The sequence below is a fragment of the Thermodesulfovibrio aggregans genome (assembly GCF_001514535.1).
Taxonomy (GTDB): Bacteria; Nitrospirota; Thermodesulfovibrionia; order Thermodesulfovibrionales; family Thermodesulfovibrionaceae; genus Thermodesulfovibrio; species Thermodesulfovibrio aggregans.
Genome location: NZ_BCNO01000002.1, coordinates 247,104 through 264,699, shown reverse-complemented (window position 1 = coordinate 264,699; position 17,596 = coordinate 247,104). Strand labels below are relative to the sequence as shown.

Genomic DNA, 17,596 nt, shown 5'->3' with positions numbered 1-17,596 from the left:
ATAAAAAAATGAGTAAGGGTTTGAAGAAAATTTTGACTATTTTCTACTCGTTTCTCGTCATTTTAATTCTAATTGATCCCTTTATTCATAAACATGCCTACTTCGGATTTGATGAATATCCTTCTTTTTACGGAGCCTATGGACTTGTGGCTTGCATCATACTTGTCTTAGCAGCGAAGTATATTCTCAGACCAATTGTAATGAGAGGGGAGGACTACTATGATGACTAATCTGATTCCACCTGCAGGAATTCTAATTTTTGGTTCACTGTTAATACTTTTGTTCAGGGGTAGAATGAGGCAGGTTTACATGATAGCGCTTCCCTTGCTCACCATTCTGTACGTCTTCAGTCTTCCTGAAGGAGTTTACTGGAAAGTAAGGATTCTTGAGTATGAACTTATATTTGGAAGAGTTGACAGACTCTCTCTTGCTTTCAGCTATATCTTCGCAATCATAACTTTTATCTCTTCTATATACAGCTTACATGTGAAAGATAATCTTCATCTTGTTTCAGCCTTTGTCTATGCAGGTGCCGCACAGGGTGCTGTTTTTGCAGGTGACTTTGTAACACTATTTATATTCTGGGAAATTATGGCATTTGCTGCAGCCTATATAGTCTGGTCTGCGAAGACAAAGAAGGCTGTAAGTGCAGGAATGAGATATTTGATGGTGCATATTTTTGGAGGTTTACTACTTCTTGGAGGGATAATTATCCAATATCATGAGACAGGATCTTTACTTTTCAACTATGTTGGGTTAAAAGGGCTGAGTTCATGGTTGATATTTCTTGGTTTTGGGATAAATGCAGCTTTTCCTGTTCTACATGCATGGCTACCTGATGCTTATCCTGAATCAACAGAGACAGGAACAGTTTTTCTCTCAGCCTTTACAACGAAAACAGCTGTTTATGTTCTTGCCAGAGCATTTCCTGGTACAGAGCTTTTAATTTATATTGGTGCTGCAATGACGGCATTCCCAATATTCTATGCAGTTATTGAAAACAATCTCAGAAGAGTTCTCTCATACAGTCTCATTAACCAGGTTGGGTTTATGGTTACCGGTGTGGGAATTGGTACTCAACTTTCTTTAAATGGAACAGTGGCGCATGCTTTCTGCCACATTCTTTACAAGGCTTTACTTTTTATGTCAATGGGAGCAGTGCTGTATAGGACAGGGAAAATAAATGCCACTGATCTCGGTGGTTTGTATAAATCAATGCCTCTTACTACAATATTCTGTATTGTTGGTGCAGCATCCATCTCTGGTGTACCCTTTACAAGTGGATTTGTAAGTAAGTCAATGATAGTCTCAGCAGCAGGAGAGGGTGGTATGCTTGCCATATGGATTGCTCTTCTTTTTGCCTCCGCAGGTGTTTTCCACCACTCCGGAATAAAAATTCCCTTCTTTGCTTTCTTCAGCCATGACTCGGGTATAAGAACACAGGAAGCTCCAAAACACATGCTTGTTGCTATGGGAATTGCCGCATTTCTCTGCATTGGAATAGGAGTTCTACCAGGTCCTCTTTACTCCATTCTTCCGTATCCTGTTGAATATGAACCATATACAGCAGCCCATGTAATAGATCAGACTCAATTGCTTGCCTTCTCTGCATTGGCTTTTACTTTGCTCATGCTTTCAGGAATATATCCTCCTGAGATAAGGTCAGTAAATCTTGATGCTGACTGGTTTTATAGAAAAGGATCAGCTCTTTTTATGAGATTTGCTAATAATGTTCTCGCAAAAGTTGAATACAACATAATAGGTCAGGCTTATGAGTTTATGGTTATTAAGCCTATTTTAAAGATTGCAGGATTTTTAAAATTAATTGATACCTCAGGAGTTGATAAAACTTATAATAACATGGCGACGGGTTCGATAAGGCTAAGCGATGCTGTCAGGGTTATTCAAACAGGAAGAGCCAATGATTATGCATTTGTAATGGTTATAGGTATCATCTTGTTGATTTTGATAGTTTTAATTCCAATAGTAATTTAAAGGGGTGAGAGGATGACTGAAACAGCACTTTCCTATCCAATTCTGTCAGTGGTTACATTTTTACCTCTCGTTGGAGTCCTTATAATACTTCTACTTAAAAACAACGAACTTATAAAATATACAGCCTTGATCACCACAGTGGTTGATTTGATAGTTTCAATACCAATATTTACAAATTTTGATAAATCAAATCCAGCCTTTCAATTTGTTGAATCCTATCAATGGATTCCAGCAATAAATGCTTATTACAAGGTGGGTGTAGATGGAATAAGTATTCTGTTTGTTTTACTTACCCTCATCATTGGTATTCTCTGTGTAGCTGTTTCATGGACTGCCATCAAGGAAAAGATAAAGCTTTTTTATTCGCTCTTACTGATAATGCAAACAGCAATGATAGGTGTCTTCTGTGCCATGGATTTACTTCTTTTCTACGTATTCTATGAGGCTATGTTGATCCCCATGTTTTTGCTTATAGGAATTTGGGGCAGTTCCAATAGAGTTTATGCCTCTGTAAAATTTGTTCTCTTTACCTTTGCAGGAAGTGTTCTGATGTTCATTGGAATTATAAGCCTTTACTTTATGGCAGGTAAATCTTTTGATGTGCTTGAAATTTCTAAGGTCAAACTCCCTCTGGATTTCCAGTACTGGCTATTTTTTGCACTTTTTGCTGCATTTGCTGTAAAGGTTCCCATGTTTCCACTACATACATGGCTTCCTGACGCCCACACTGAAGCTCCAACAGCAGGAAGTGTGATACTTGCTGGAATTCTACTTAAAATTGGAGGTTATGGATTTTTAAGATTCTCCATTCCATTTTGCCCAGATGCTACAATTGCTTTAAAGCTCTTCATGCAGATTTTATCACTGATTGCTATAATCTATGGGGCATTTGTAACACTCATGCAAACAGATTTTAAAAGACTAATTGCCTATTCAAGTGTGAGCCACATGGGATTTGTAACCTTAGGAATTTTCTCATTGAATGAAACAGCTATTCGGGGTGGCATACTTCAGATGATCAATCATGGAATTGTAACCGGAGCTCTCTTTATGTGTATAGGTGTTATCTATGAGAGAACTCACACGAGAGAACTAATTAAATACGGCGGTCTCGGGAAGGCTGTTCCAATTTTTGTTCTCTTCTACACCTTCTTTTCAGCTGCAGCAATTGGTTTCCCCGGAACAAACTCTTTCATAGGAGAATTTCTTGTGATGTTAGGTGCTTTCAAAAGTAGTTTCTACATAGGCACACCACTAATTCTGGGAATATCTCTCGGTGCAACATACATGATATGGCTTTACTATAGAGTCGTTTTAAATGAGATCAAACCAGAAATAAAGGAGCATCTTTACGATTTAAACTTAAGGGAGATAGTAATGTTTATTCCTCCTGTTTTTCTTGTGTTGCTCATAGGACTTCAACCTTCAATACCACTTAGTTTCATGGATACATCAATCAAGTATCTATTGGATATATTTTTGAATTCAGCCAGTGTGAGCATGAAGTAGGAGGTGTGTTATTATGGATAAATACTTACCGCTTATGCCTGAAATAGTTTTTACCACTCTTTTCCTCATCTATTTTGTTTTCGGTCTTTTTATAAAAAACAGACAGACTCTGGGCATTATGGTTATTGTTATCTCTTTGATAACCTCTTTAACTTTGTTTGGAGTAAACGGTTCTGCTTTCAATGATATGTTTGTTGCAGACAAATTCAGTCAGAGTCTTAAACTTGTCTTTCTTCTGAGTCTCTTTTTATGCACCCTGATCTCTTTGCGATATGAAAAAATTCAGGATAGAGTCTTTTACGAGTACTCTCTTCTCTTACTCTTAAGTACCCTTGCCATGATGCTTATTGTTTCATCAAGGGATTTTATTCCTCTTTTCCTATCAGTTGAGTTTATGTCTTTATGTATATATTTGCTGTCAGGATTTATTCTGTCAGATTTAAAATCAAACGAAGCTTCTCTGAAGTACTACATTCTTGGAAGTTTTGCCTCAGCCATACTTCTCTTTGGTATATCTGCTATTTATGGTGTTACAGGAACAACGACATTTGATGGTATAGCACAATTTTTTAAAAATTCTTCAAATATCTCGATTTATCACTATGTTGGAGCAATAGGAATAATAACTGCCCTGGCCTTTAAAGCAGGTTGTGCTCCTTTTCATCAATGGTCTCCTGATGTATATGAAGGTGCGCCAACAACTATAACAGCTTTCATGTCTGTAGCTCCAAAGGCAGCTGCATTAGGTGCTTTAGGAAGAGTTATATTTGAAACCTTTAGCTTAAAACCTCAATTGTGGCTCAGTCCTCTTATTTTAATTGCACTTCTTACAATGGCTACAGGAAACATTCTTGCCCTGAGGCAGAACAATTTAAAAAGACTTCTTGCATACTCATCAATCGCCCATGCCGGATATGTGATGCTTGCAGTAATTGCCTGTTCTCAGGAAGGTCTGGACTCAATAGTTTTCTATATGTTTATCTACACATTCATGAATATCGGAGCCTTTGCTGTTGTATTGATTCTACCTGAAGGAGAAAAAATAGATAGATATGTGGGACTTTCAAACACAAATATTTTCGTCGCCCTTAGTATGCTTGTTTTTATGTTTTCTCTTGCAGGTATTCCTCCTTTAGGAGGATTTATTGCTAAGTTTTTGGTTTTTAAATCAATTATACATGCAGGTTATGTATGGGTTGCTCTGGTTGGAATTATTTTTAGCATACTCTCTGCCTATTACTATCTTAGAGTTGTAGTGAAGATGTTTTTTGCAAGTTCATTGGAACAATCTCAGCCACTTCATAGAGTTCCAGCAAATTTAAAGTTTGCTATAGGAATTAACACCTTTTTAGTAATCACTCTGGGTATCTTCCCTGATATCTTAAGGTTTTTATTTATCTATTAATATTATCTATTAATTTGTTAAATTTTATGATAAAATTAGTTTATATAGTTTATAAAAAAGGAGGGATTGGATGAACATTAAAAGATTGCTTCAATTTATTAATATAATTATTCTGCTTGTTCTTGTCGGTTTATTTATAATTTCCTACTTTAATGAAAAGGGATTTCAGGAAAGAATTGAAAAACTTACAAAGAGGGATTTAAATCTTTTAATTGCCCTTAATGACATGTATGCACAGGGACTTCAGACAGGTCAGGCTACAAGAAATGTATTTATCAATCCAAAGGATGAACAGGCAAAGAAAAACTATCAAAAGGCTCATGAGGAATTTATGAAAGCAAATGAAGAGGCTATTAAACTCACAACAGGAGATTTTCAGACAGAGCTAAAGAAAATAGCACAACTCTGGCAGCAGGACCATGCAAAGAAAATGGAAATCCAGCAACTGGCTATAGAAGGCAAAAAGGATGAAGCAGTTCAGAAAATAGTTGAAGAGACAAAACTCTGGAGAGAGATAAAGGACTTGATTTTTAAGTTGACCGATTCTCATAAAAAAGAGTTTGAGAAACTGAATCAGGAAATTTCAAATGTGAGAAAGAGAAATTCTATAATTTATTCCGCTGTACTGCTTATTTCACTGGCTGGATTGAGTGCTTTGCTTTATTATTCATATAAATCCTATGAAAAGAGTATGAATTCTGCACTCAGTTGCTTTACAAAATTAGAACATGGAGACCTCAGAGAAGAAAAAACACAAGCCTGTGATTTAATTGGAGATATTTATCAGAGAATAGTGACAGGTATGAGAGGAACTATTATCAAAATAAGAGATGTTGTTAAGAGTACCAACAACATCGCGACATCACTCAAGGAAGAAACCGACAGTCTTGAGAAAAACTCCCGTGAACAGCTTTCCCGAATTGATCATGTAGCATCTGCTTCAACGGAAATATCTCAGACCATAATTGATGTGGCAAAAAATGCTGCCTCTGCCTCTGATTCTGCAAAACAGGCAAACGAGACAGCACAGAAAGGTAAACTTGCCGTTGAAAAGGCAGCAAAAGCTATGATTGAGATTGCAAACTCCATTAAATCTGCAGCAAGCACCATAGAAGAGCTTGGACAGAGTTCACAGGAAATTGGTGAGATAGTGCTTACAATCAAAGACATTGCAGACCAGACAAATCTTTTAGCACTTAATGCCGCAATTGAGGCAGCCCGTGCTGGAGAGCAGGGTAGAGGATTTGCAGTTGTTGCTGACGAGGTGCGTAAACTTGCAGAAAGGACTGCAAAAGCAACAGAGGAGATTGCTGAAAAGATAAGAAATATTCAGACTCAATCTGATGCCTCTGTTGATGCAATGAATCAAAGCAGTAAACAGGCAGAAGGAGGAGTCTCCTTGGCTCAGGATGCTATGAGAGCCCTTGATGAAATTGTTTCAGCTACCGAAGGAGCATTGGATATGATTCAGAGAATTGCTGTTGCTACAGAGGAACTTTCAGCAACAAGTGAGGAGATTGCACAAAACATGGAGACTATAAAAGAAAGCGTTGATGCAACTGTTAGAATGATTGAATCTGTAAGAGATGTCTCAGAAAAACTTTATTCTGAAATGAAAACTCTTGACCAGAGTGTGGAGTATTTCAAAATTTAACTGATTTCTTCATCTGGCATACCCCCCCACCCTCCTTAAAGAGGAGCTGGGAAGAGAGCTTTCCAGCTCCTCTTTTATTCATCTTCTGATTTTGGCAATAATCCATGATGCTTCATTTTAGTGCGCAGTTGTTTTCTTGAAATTCCCAGTATTTCTGCTGCTTTAGTCTGATTCCATCCAGTTGTGTTAAGTGCTTTAATAATTAATGATTTTTCAAGTTCAAGAAGGTTAAGGCTACTTTCATTTTTTGCAACCCATCCAGTTTTTTCCTGTATCCTTCTTGGTAGATGTTTAATGGAAATTAATCCCGATGGAGACAGTACAACAGCTCTCTCCATTACATTTGCCAGTTCTCTTATATTTCCGGGCCAGTCATAACTCAGAAGTAATTCCATTACTTCTGGTTCAAGCTGTGGAATCGGTTTGTTATTTTCCTTTGAAAATTTGTTTAAAAAGTGATTTACAAGAAGTGGAATATCCTCTTTTCTTTCTCTCAAAGGGGGGAGATTTATTCTTACAACATTCAATCTCCAATAGAGATCTTCTCTAAATGAACCTTCTTGAACTGCTTTTTCAAGGTCTCTGTTTGTCGCTGAAATTACTCTTACATCTACTTTGATTCTTTGTGTGCTACCAATTCTCTGAATTTCCTTTTCCTGAAGAAATCTTAAGAGTTTTTTCTGAAGAAACATTGGTAATTCTCCAATTTCATCAAGAAACACAGTGCCTTCATTTGCAATTTCAATGAGTCCTGTTTTTCTCTCCGAAGCTCCAGTGAAAGCTCCCTTTTCATGACCAAAAAGCTCACTTTCAAGAAGATTTTCAGGTATTGTGGTACAGTCAACTATTACAAAAGGTTTTGATTTTCTCAAAGAGTTATTATGAATAGCCCTTGCAACAAGCTCTTTACCTGTTCCAGATTCTCCAGTGATAAGAACATTTGCATTACTCTCCGCAACCATCTGCATTATGTAAAAAACTTCCTGCATTGCTTTGCTTTTTCCAATTATCTCAGGAAAGGGTGATTTTATATCTTCTATTTTTTGATTTCCCTTTGACTTTTCAATTGCTTCTTTTAGTACATTTAGAAGCAATTGGGTATCTACAGGTTTTACTAAATAGTGATGGGCACCAAGTTTCATTGCTTCAACTGCCTTTTCAATTGTTCCATAGGCTGTAAGCATTATGGTTGGAATTGATATTTCGCTTTGCCTGAGCCATTTTAATAGGTCTATTCCATCCATCTTGGGTAGTCTGTAGTCAAGAAGCAGACAATCAACAGAGGAATTTTTAAGAATCTCTATTCCCTCTTCTGCTGAAGTTGCAGTCAAAACTGTGTATCCTTCTTTTTTTAAGATTGCTGAGATTGCTTTAAGAGCACTTATCTCATCATCTATATATAGAATCTTTGCCATAATCAAGATTCCTTTATTGGTAATTCTATTGTAAATTCTGTTCCTTCATTTAGTTTACTATTTACGCTTATACTGCCGTCATGATCCTTTATTATTCTCTCTACACATGCAAGTCCAAGCCCTGATCCTGTAGTTTTTGTTGTAAAAAAGGGTTCAAATATTTTACCAATGAGTTCTTCTGGTATTCCACTTCCTGAATCCTTGATTGTAATTTTTATCCTTCCATCAACCTTTTCTGTTTTTACACTTATTATATCTCCTTCTTTGGTAGCATCAGTTGCATTTACTAAAAGATTAAGCACAGCCTGTTTTATTTGATGGTGATCAAAATAAAATTCGGGAATTGATGGATCAAATTCAGTTTTAAGAATTTTATTTTCCTCTTTTATTTCCCTATCTACAAGCTTGATCACATCTTTAATAGCATTATTGATATTGCCCTTTTCATATTTAAGGGGAACAGGTCTTGCATAGGATAGAAAACTTGTTATGAGTTCATTTAATCTTTCTGTTTCTCTATCTATGATTGAGAGAAATTCTCTCAATACTTCTCCCTGAAAATTTGATTTTAGATAGGAAGTTGATGCTTTTATGGCATTAAGGGGATTTTTTATCTCATGAGCTACAGTCATTGCCATCTCTGCCATGGCAGATGACTTTTCAAGCCTTAATTTTTCCTTTGTTGTCCTGTCAAGTTCCTGAAGTGAATTTCTAAGCTTGAAAATCATTTCATTGAAGGTTTCAATTAAATATCCTATTTCATCGCCACAGGAAATTTTATAAACATAACAGTCTTTACAATCAATATTATGACACTTTTTACAGTTTTCCTTTGCTTCACTGATAAACCAACATCTTTCCTTGCCATAGGCAGGGCAATCAGTTTTATCACATTTAAATACATCTTTACAGAGCACGTTGTTTGGATTTTCACATAGTTCAAGTTTATCAGTTCCTATGTTTGCCATTTTGCTTTTAAGTCGTTGTAAAGGTTTTATAAGAGTTTTTGAAAGCATGAAGGATAAAAATACTGTTAGAACAAAGGAAAGAATACTCAGGATATAGATATAGTTTTTAAGATTTCTTGTTGCCTCATCTATGTAATAGTTTATTTTATTTTCTGATATACCAGCCCTTAGAGTTCCAAAATAGTTATCTCCAGCTATTACCGATAAATTTATGTGAATAATACCGTTTTCATCTGTTTTCTGCCATTTACCGTAATCTATATTTATTAATTTTCCAAGTTGACTTTTATCACTATGCCCCACAATTCTTCCGTTTTTGTCAGTTAACATGATGTATTCCATACCTGGATTATTCATTGCTAAAGATATTTTTTCATCAATTGCCAAAGGATCAAAGAAAATGAGATTATCTATTACATCCTTTGACAGATTTTCAAGAATTAAGTAAATATTTTTATCTATCTGAGTTCTTAAGGATTTTTTCTGGTAATTAAGGATTAAAAGATTGAATGAAATCATTATAACTAAAAAGAGAACGAGAAATGAAAAAAATATTTTCCAGCCTATGCTAAGTCTTTGAATGTTTTTCAGAGTTTTGTCAATAACTGAGTTTTTTAAGTATTTTATAATCTTCATCTGTTGACTCTTTAAAACCTTTTACTTTAGCTTTGCTTAAAATTGTCTGGTCATTCAATTCTGTAATAAGCTTTTTAACCTTTTCTGTCAATTCAGAATTTTTATTATTAACCACTGCGAAGGGCCAGTTTGGAAGATATTCACCATAGTCAAGAATTTTTATTCTGGATAAATCAACTTCATCAGACCATACACTTAGGGCTGCTTCTCTTACAAAGCCTGCATCAGCCTCCCCTTTGTAAATGCCTATAATAACTTTTTCCTGTCTTTTTGCATCTATAAGTTTGAAGTCTCTATTCAGATTAAAGCCTTTTTTCTCAAGATAGAGTTTTTGAGATAGATATCCACCTGCTGAAGAAGGAGACACTATCATTATTTTCTTGCCTTTTAAATCATCAATTTTATTAATAGGGCTATCTTTTCTTGTGATTATTATACCTCTGAATTTCTCCCCTCCGCATATTCCTTCATCAGTGGTGCAGTCTTCACCTACAGTTATGGCAAGCGGTTTTATGGGATATTTTTTTGATATGAGCGAAAATACATAGGGATTTTGATAGGAAAAGTTAACCTTTCCTTCGCTAACAATCTGTATGAACTCTTCAAAATTTTTAGGAATTACCAGTTTAAATTCGTATCCTGTTTTTTCAGAAAGATATCGCATTAGGGGATCATATCTTTTATAGATTGTCAAAGGGCTATAAAGAGGCAAAACAGCGACCTTGATTGTCTTTTGCCCATATTCAATATAATCAACACCTTTAAGATTTCTGAAGAGGACTCTTATGTAGTCAAAATCCCTGTCTTCAGCAGGAACGAATTTCTTAACACCCATTGTTTTATATAAAAAATCACCTGCTTTGTTGATAACATTATCTTTTATTTTTTCTATTTCTTCCTCTTTTAAATTATTTGTATGGGCAATTAAAAATCTCGGTGTTGGTTCTGAATATCTTATTATTTTAAGCCCATCTTTAAGATACTTATTTGCAGTTATTTCGCTCATTGCTCCTATATCATGATCACCAATCAGTATGGAAAGGGCAATTCTCTGTTCCTTCTGGAGCATATCAACAGACTTGAAGTCCTTAATTGAGATATCGACATCTCTAAGCATTGAAAGAGGTATTAGATAGCTAAAAGAAGATTTTTCTTCCCCAAGGGCAAGTTTTTTCCCGAGAGAGTCAAATATTTTCTCAATCCCTTTTCCTTCTTTAGTTACAAAGACACTTCTTGTTTCTGCAATACCACCTTCAGGTTTAATGAGGGGAAATACTTTATTTTTCATATTCCATTTGAGTTCACAATAAGTTGCAGGATCTATAATGAGAAGGTCTATTTTGTCTTCTTTTATTTTTTGTTCTAAGTCATTGAAATCTCTTGATATCTCTATGGTTACAGGCTTTTGAAGGCTTTCAGAGAGAAATTTTTTTAACGGATATAATTTTTCGTATATTTCTCTTGGAGACTCTTCAGGCAATACTCCGATAACCAGCGGTTTAGCTATGTATTCATCTTTTTGTTCTATAGAATGCTTCTCTTGAGATGATTTACTGCATGAAAGGGTAAATATAAGAAATATGGAAAATAAAATCCTAAACAATGTCATGATAAAAAGGATTTGTCTTTATTTCTGTTTGAAGTTCTGTTTTAGGACCATGTCCTGGAAGCACTTCTGTATTCATGGGAAGTTTGGCAATCTTTTTGAGAGAATTTAAAAGTTTATCCATACTGCCACCGATTAGGTCTGTTCTTCCAACAGAGCCTGCAAAGAGGGTGTCACCTGTAAAAAGATGGTTTTCAATGTAAATACACATGCTTCCTGGAGAATGCCCTGGTGTATGAATAAATTTGATTTCTTTGCCAAAAATTGTGATTGTTTCCTCATTTTCAATTAATTTATCCGGTTCTGGCTGTGGTTCTATTTCAATTCCAAAAAACTGCATTGCAACCTGTGGTGAGTTTTTATAAATTTCAATATCTTCTCTATGAAGAATGACATCAGCTCCTGTTTCCTCTTTGATTTCTTTTACTGCTCCGATATGGTCAAAATGTCCATGAGTGCAGATAATATATTTTATATTTAAGTCTTCTTCCTTAACAAAATCAAGAATTAAATCAGGTTCATCTCCCGGGTCTATGATAATGCCTACTTTTGTTTTTTCGTCGTAAACAACATAACTGTTTACAAATAGTGGACCTACTTCAAATCTTTTTATTTTCATGTTTTCCTCCCCAGCTTTTTTAAAATATAACCAAGTTCTTCATTTTTTAGCAAATATTTGAGGAATAAATTAGAATATTCCCTGAGATAGCAGAAGATGTTGAATTAACTGAAAGGTAATTTTCACTTGATATTTAGATATCAATCTGTTAAAATTTGGCAGAAAAATGAAATTGAAAATTTTTCTGAGTTTAGTAATTCTTTTTTTCTTGAAAGCTGCTTATGCTGAAAACAATTATTTTCTCTCTAAAACCCTCCTTGTTCTTCCACAAAACAGTCTGGTAAAGATTAAGTGGATAATCTCTCCTGACCCTAAAAATAAATCAATTGATACTACAGCAGATAAATTTCACTTTTTTATTGACTATAAAAATGAACCTGTCATTCTTTATGACAACAAGCTTCTTTTTAATCCTCTTACAGGATACATGGCAAAGTTCAAAAATCCTGTAAAAGATGTCATATGTCTTGACAACGGAGTTTTGCTTTTTTCAGACGGTAGTAATCTCGGATTTATTGAGGTTAAAAAAGATAATGATATTATCCCTGCTGCAATTATAAAAGCTATTGCAAGACTGCCTATGTCAGAGTCTAAACTATTCAGGGGAGAGGATTCAGTCTATGCTTTAGCATTTAATAAAAAAACAAAAAAGCATGAAGTATATCTTTTTAATAACTCAAGAAGTGTTTTTCAAAAAATCGCGTCTCTTAATGAACCCCTAACTTCCCTTACAGGTAAAGGACAGCATCTTTTTATAGCCAGTGGTAAATTAATAAAAGAGTTCAGAAATGGCAAGCTGTCAGTTATCTATGAACATCCAAGACAGGAGATAAAAGAAATTTTTTACAATGATAAGGTTGGTTTAATTTACAAAACCTCAAATGGAGTTGGATTGGTAAAAAACAATACTGCCCTTGAGTTTTTGCAGACTGAAAATCCAACACTTTTTCTTAAAAACACCAGCCTCTATGTTTTCTTTAGTTCAGTTCAGGGAGTTCTTGAAATAATGAATATTGATGATTTAAAAAACTACAGTTTCAAAGTTGAAAAAATTATAGATATCAAGCAAACATTTCAGGAGGAACTGCCATGAGGCAGAAAATTATAGTTTTAGTTATAGTTTCTTTTCTAATTTTTCAGCCACTGCTTATTTCAGCAGGAAGCATTCCCATGCCAACAGGAAGAACCTGTGATGGAAGTCAGATGCCGGATGGAACTTTCATTCCTGCCGGTCAGGTAAGAGAGATAACCTATGGTGGAGTGAGATATAGATGTGTTGGCTGTGGCGGTTGCACGCCAATAAGTAGCGGCTCTTCAAGTAACTCCTCTTCATACACTCCCTATGTTCCTCCAGCTTCCACCTCTCAGCAGATGGCAATAGGACTAATGGGGGCTTTCCTTTCAGGATTTTTCAGCACTTTGATGAGTGGAATGTTTGACGATAACTCTGCCTATGATGCTCAGAAGCAGAGAGAGTATGAAGAACAGCAGAGAAGGCTTGCAGAGGAAAAGAAAAGGCAGGAAGAGCAGAAAAAACAACTACTTTCCAGGTATAATGCTCTTGTTGCTCAGGCAAAAACTCAAACACAGTCAAATCAGCCCACCTCACCATTTAGTTTTCAGACACTTGGTAGCCAGCTTACAGCTTTTCAGTGGCAGTCTCCAACTGCTGTCAATCCCAACAATTCAGCTATTGATGACAGTGATGAAAAATTAAGAGCAGGCTCAGAGCTTAATCCAATAGACCTCAATCAAATCTTTGGTAATGTATTGCAGGATAAGACAATTGAAAAAATAGAGGAAAAGATTGATGATTACGGTGAGAAAATCGTTGAAGAGCTCGATAAAAAATACGGCAAAGAATGGGGCTCAAAATACTATGGAAAGGGACTGCCGATTGTTAAAATTGCAGTAACAGCCAAAACTGAAGGAATTGCTCAGGCAGGCGCTGAGACAATTGACTACGGAATTTCCCTGATTCCAATGCCCACTCTTACATCAGAAATAGCAGACATAGGAAGAAAAATATATACAAAGATTGCATTCTCTGCTCTTGACAAATTTCTCTCTGAAACAGAAAAGGCTTGTGCCATGCTTGGTATGAACTGTGATAAAGAGAAATTCTGGCAGGAAACTGAAAGTGAAATGAATACAGGACAAAAAATCATATATAAATGGCTGAAAGGAGACTAAAGATGAAAGCTATCAGATTTTTGCTCCTTATACCTCTTGTCCTTGCTCTTATAAGCTGTGAACCCATAAGGATAACAACAAAAGTTGAACCTTTTAAAATTGAACCTCCAAAAGAGGCTCCTGTGGTAAAAAAGCTTCCCTATGAGGCAGTTGTCTTGGTTGATGATTCTGAAATCTCAAGTGCAACCCATTATGATTATAATGCAGGAGTAATTCACACCGTAGAGTTTCCAACGGGAAGTATTCTCAGACAGGTGCTTCCAATATATTTTGATTCGATGTTTACCAGAACAATATATGAAAAAGATCTCTCTTTTATCCCTTCTCAAAATCAAGTAGTAATTGATGCAAGAATTGACAATATAAACTTTTCCCAAAAATGCTGTTTACCTACAGTATTAGAGGTCAATGCAAGAACTAAGTTTATAATTTATGACAACGACCTGATAGAAATTGCCTTACCTGTGTATGGGATAGGTTATGGAACAACTTCAAAATCCGGTCTTTTTGTCTCAATAGATAAAAAAGATTATGGAAACACAGCCTATCAGGCAATATCCAACTCTTTAAAAACTACGACAGATGAACTTTATCAGGCAATTCAGAATCCAAAGGCTCAGATTTCAGAGGCAAAACAGTTGATAAATAAAGACCCATCCAATATTTATGCATACAGGGTTGTTGCAAATTTATCTTTGAAAAACAACGATATTGCAGAGGCTGTGGCAGCAGCACAGATGCATGTTCAGCTTGCTCCTAAAGACCCTGATGGTTATCTTTTGCTTTATAAGTGTTATTTAGCACAGAAAAAATATAAGGATGCCGCTTCACAGCTTGAGCAGGCAGTTGCCTTAGCGCCTAAAAATGCTAATTTAATCATGAAACTTTATGATTTCTACACAAAAAAAGGCAGATATGAAAAGGCAGTTGAAGCAGTGAAAAAATATATTGAGCAGAGACCTGATGACAATTATGCACCATTAAGACTTGCTTTGCTTTATTTTAAAATGGGTAGATATGAAGAAGAAGTCAAAATCTCTGAAAAGGCAATAAACAGCCTTTCTTTCTCTGGAATTGGTGCAAGTATTATAAAAAATGAAGATGAATATGCGAAGATAAAATCTATTGAGCCAAATAGCCCTGCCCAGAAAGCAGGTCTTGAGCCTAATTGTGAGATAGTTGAGATTGATGGAAAATCAACAGTTGATATGAAACTGAATGAGATAGTTGCAAAGCTTAGAGGAGAGGAAGGAACAGAGGTAAAACTTACATTAAGAAAACCTGAAACCGGTGAAACCTTTACCAAATCCCTTATCAGAGAAAAATTTTACACAGAGCCTGTGGCAGCATCATATATGAGTTTAATTGCGCTTATCAATCTTGAAACAAATGAAAAAACCAAGGCTCAGTCCTATATAGAGCAGGCTCAGAAAATCTCTTTTCAGAATGATTTTGTTAAAATTGCAAAAGCATCTCTTTATCTCAAAGAGATGCAGTATGAAAAAGCTTTAAATGAGGCAACAGCAGTAAAAGACAGTGACTATGCTTTACTTATTCAGGCAATAGCCCATGCAAAAATGGGAAACTATGAACAAAGCCTGAGTCTGTATAAAAAATTTTCAAACTCAAATAGTTTGCTGATTACAAAAAGAGCAATAAATGAGTTTTTCACAGCCCTTTATCCCTATTTAGAAAAAGTTGAAAACAAAGCCATTGAATATGAAAAAGCCGGGCAGTATGGACAGGCTCTAAAAGAATATGCCAGATTGATTGAAATATCAGACGCTGATAAAGCTAAATGGGTAAGAAGCAGAGTTGCAAGAATCATTGCTCAGAACCCCTCATTAGTAGAATTAAAGGATGAGGCGAGAAAATATTTTCTCCATGCAGAGGTTCTTTTTACAAAGGATAAATTTGAAGAAGCCATAGAAGAGCTTGACAGAGCAATACAAATTCAGCCCTTTAATCCTCAAATTTACTTTAACAAGGCTCTTTTACATGAAAAAATATCAGACTACGCAGGGGCTATTGAAAACATGGAGATTTATCTCCAGTTAAATCCCAATGCTCCGAATGGACAGACAATAAAAGATCAGATATACAAATGGAGGTTTATACTTGAAAAAGAACTATAATTAAAACATCAGATATTTTTTCTCTGTTTTTTCAATAAAACGATGATACTAAAATAGAAAAAAGATGTTTAGGATGCTTAAAAAAGAGAATATCTGGAATGAATCGGTTTATCTGAGCAGTGAGAGTAAATTCACAAAAGAATTGAAAATTTTAATTTTGCTCTTCATTGTGGTGGTTTTAGAATTACCAATAATATTTCTTTTACTGAAACCAGCTTTTCATGACGAGAAAGATTTTTACCTTTTTATTTTTGCAATGATTTTTATGATATTAGGAGTTTTTTCAATTGTCGTTTTATCTGCTCCTTCAAAACTATATTCAATCAGTGTAAATAGACACAAAAACTCAGTTGAGTTGAGGTGGATAAGAAATCTCTTTCTCGAAAAAATTGAAACCATCCCCTTTGAAAAATTATCAAAAATTTATGTATCTATAGTAAATACACGTGGCAAAAATAGAGTAATAATTAAAATAGAAAAAATTGATGGTAATAGAGTTAATGCAGTCTTTACCTTATTAGAAACAGATAAGGAAGAAATCGCAAATGTTTTTCTCAACATGGCATTGATAGCAGGTTTTCAAAGTTATACTGCCTTCAGAGAGGGAAATTGTTTTAGTATAAACTTCAGCAAAGGCTTTGAGGAAAAAACAAGACTTAATTACTCATCTAAACTAGTCTTTGAAGAAGGAAAAAGAGATATTGAAAAGGATAAATTGAGAATAACGAATCTTGTAATTGAGGAACTAAATCCATTAAAGGTTATTCTATATAGAAAACCCAATCTCTTTGATATAGTCAGATTTTTAATTTTGTATTTGATTTTTCCACTACTCTTTTTATTCATATTAATCTACGAGAAAACACAAAAACTCACTGCCCTATCCATATCGCTATTTGCCTATGTCATTATTTTATATTTAACTCGACGAATGATAGCTCCAATGAATATTCTGATTGATAAGATGAGAGGCACAGTCAAGGTAAAGAAAATTATCTATTCTTATACTTTCCCTATATCTGAAATTAAAGAGATTCAGATATCTGATATGATAGGAAGGAGAACAGGTACCTTTCTGTTTTTTGTAGATGCAATAATGAAAGATAATAGAAAAAATCAACTCTTTTTCATAGAAGTAAAAAGTCAAGAAAGTTTAATTCATGAAACCTATGTAAATATTAAAATTCTCTTGGATCAGATTTTCGGGGAACTTAATATACCAATCATTGAAATGACGAAAAATTTTTGACTGCTGCCCTTGACAAAACTGCCATTGTTGTGATTTAATTTTTACCCATGTATAGCAGGACATGTAATAATAGGAAATTACATTTAATACTTCTCTCTCTCTCTCTCTCTCAATCCAAATCTTCCTGGATTGGTTTAGAATTAGCCTATATTTTTTAAAAAATCAAGAATCTAACAGGAGGTATTAAAGACTGTTAAATTTTTAACAGATGG

Annotated in this window: 13 protein-coding genes; 9 read left to right on the top strand and 4 right to left on the bottom strand. The window is 35.0% G+C overall.

Going from position 1 to position 17,596, the window contains the following annotated elements; all coding sequences use genetic code 11:
- The first annotated feature begins 20 nt into the window (after window positions 1-20).
- The 5 genes from TAGGR_RS07820 to TAGGR_RS10685 all read left to right on the top strand — a co-directional run bounded on the left by TAGGR_RS07820 (window position 21) and on the right by TAGGR_RS10685 (window position 6,563).
- Window positions 21-230, top strand: a complete 210-nt coding sequence (locus tag TAGGR_RS07820) for a hypothetical protein (RefSeq protein ID WP_201783833.1) — start codon at window positions 21-23, stop codon at window positions 228-230.
- A complete protein-coding gene (locus TAGGR_RS07815) occupies window positions 223-1,995 on the top strand; it encodes a Na(+)/H(+) antiporter subunit D (RefSeq protein WP_059176967.1) in 1,773 nt (590 codons plus the stop codon). The genes TAGGR_RS07820 and TAGGR_RS07815 overlap by 8 nt, the downstream gene beginning before the upstream one ends.
- 12 nt (window positions 1,996-2,007) lie before the next feature.
- Window positions 2,008-3,504, top strand: coding sequence for an NADH-quinone oxidoreductase subunit M (locus tag TAGGR_RS07810; RefSeq protein ID WP_059176808.1), 1,497 nt, complete (start codon window positions 2,008-2,010; stop codon window positions 3,502-3,504).
- 13 nt (window positions 3,505-3,517) lie between these two features.
- The gene (locus TAGGR_RS07805; RefSeq protein WP_059176807.1) at window positions 3,518-4,909 is read left to right on the top strand and encodes an NADH-quinone oxidoreductase subunit N; all 1,392 of its coding nucleotides are present in this window, start codon (window positions 3,518-3,520) and stop codon (window positions 4,907-4,909) included.
- A gap of 70 nt (window positions 4,910-4,979) precedes the next feature.
- A complete protein-coding gene (locus TAGGR_RS10685) occupies window positions 4,980-6,563 on the top strand; it encodes a methyl-accepting chemotaxis protein (protein WP_059176806.1) in 1,584 nt (527 codons plus the stop codon).
- Window positions 6,564-6,637: 74 nt separating this feature from the next.
- Here TAGGR_RS10685 and TAGGR_RS07795 read toward each other — a convergent pair whose 3' ends face one another.
- Genes TAGGR_RS07795 through TAGGR_RS07780 form a run of 4 tightly spaced genes read right to left on the bottom strand, consistent with a single transcriptional unit; the run spans window position 6,638 to window position 11,807 of the window.
- Window positions 6,638-7,978: a sigma-54-dependent transcriptional regulator gene (locus tag TAGGR_RS07795; RefSeq protein ID WP_059176805.1), complete on the bottom strand. Its 1,341-nt coding sequence runs from the start codon at window positions 7,976-7,978 to the stop codon at window positions 6,638-6,640.
- Window positions 7,979-7,980: 2 nt separating this feature from the next.
- On the bottom strand, window positions 7,981-9,582 hold the full coding sequence (locus TAGGR_RS07790) for an ATP-binding protein (RefSeq protein ID WP_059176804.1): 1,602 nt from the start codon (window positions 9,580-9,582) through the stop codon (window positions 7,981-7,983).
- Window positions 9,545-11,191: a phosphate/phosphite/phosphonate ABC transporter substrate-binding protein gene (gene phnD, locus TAGGR_RS07785; RefSeq protein ID WP_059176803.1), complete on the bottom strand. Its 1,647-nt coding sequence runs from the start codon at window positions 11,189-11,191 to the stop codon at window positions 9,545-9,547. The genes TAGGR_RS07790 and phnD overlap by 38 nt, the downstream gene beginning before the upstream one ends.
- Window positions 11,178-11,807 (bottom strand): MBL fold metallo-hydrolase, encoded by a 630-nt coding sequence (locus TAGGR_RS07780; protein WP_059176802.1) that lies wholly within the window; start codon window positions 11,805-11,807, stop codon window positions 11,178-11,180. Before TAGGR_RS07780 ends, phnD begins: the two co-directional genes overlap by 14 nt.
- A gap of 166 nt (window positions 11,808-11,973) precedes the next feature.
- Between TAGGR_RS07780 and TAGGR_RS07775 the strand changes: the two genes are divergently transcribed.
- From TAGGR_RS07775 to TAGGR_RS07760, 4 genes are all read left to right on the top strand, one after another.
- The gene (locus TAGGR_RS07775; protein WP_059176801.1) at window positions 11,974-12,900 is read left to right on the top strand and encodes a hypothetical protein; all 927 of its coding nucleotides are present in this window, start codon (window positions 11,974-11,976) and stop codon (window positions 12,898-12,900) included.
- Entirely contained in the window at window positions 12,897-14,000 is a 1,104-nt protein-coding gene (locus TAGGR_RS07770) for a hypothetical protein (protein ID WP_059176800.1), read from the top strand. The genes TAGGR_RS07775 and TAGGR_RS07770 overlap by 4 nt, the downstream gene beginning before the upstream one ends.
- A gap of 2 nt (window positions 14,001-14,002) precedes the next feature.
- Window positions 14,003-16,135, top strand: a complete 2,133-nt coding sequence (locus tag TAGGR_RS07765; RefSeq protein WP_059176799.1) for a tetratricopeptide repeat protein — start codon at window positions 14,003-14,005, stop codon at window positions 16,133-16,135.
- 73 nt (window positions 16,136-16,208) lie between these two features.
- On the top strand, window positions 16,209-17,384 hold the full coding sequence (locus tag TAGGR_RS07760; protein ID WP_059176798.1) for a hypothetical protein: 1,176 nt from the start codon (window positions 16,209-16,211) through the stop codon (window positions 17,382-17,384).
- Window positions 17,385-17,596 lie beyond the last annotated feature (212 nt).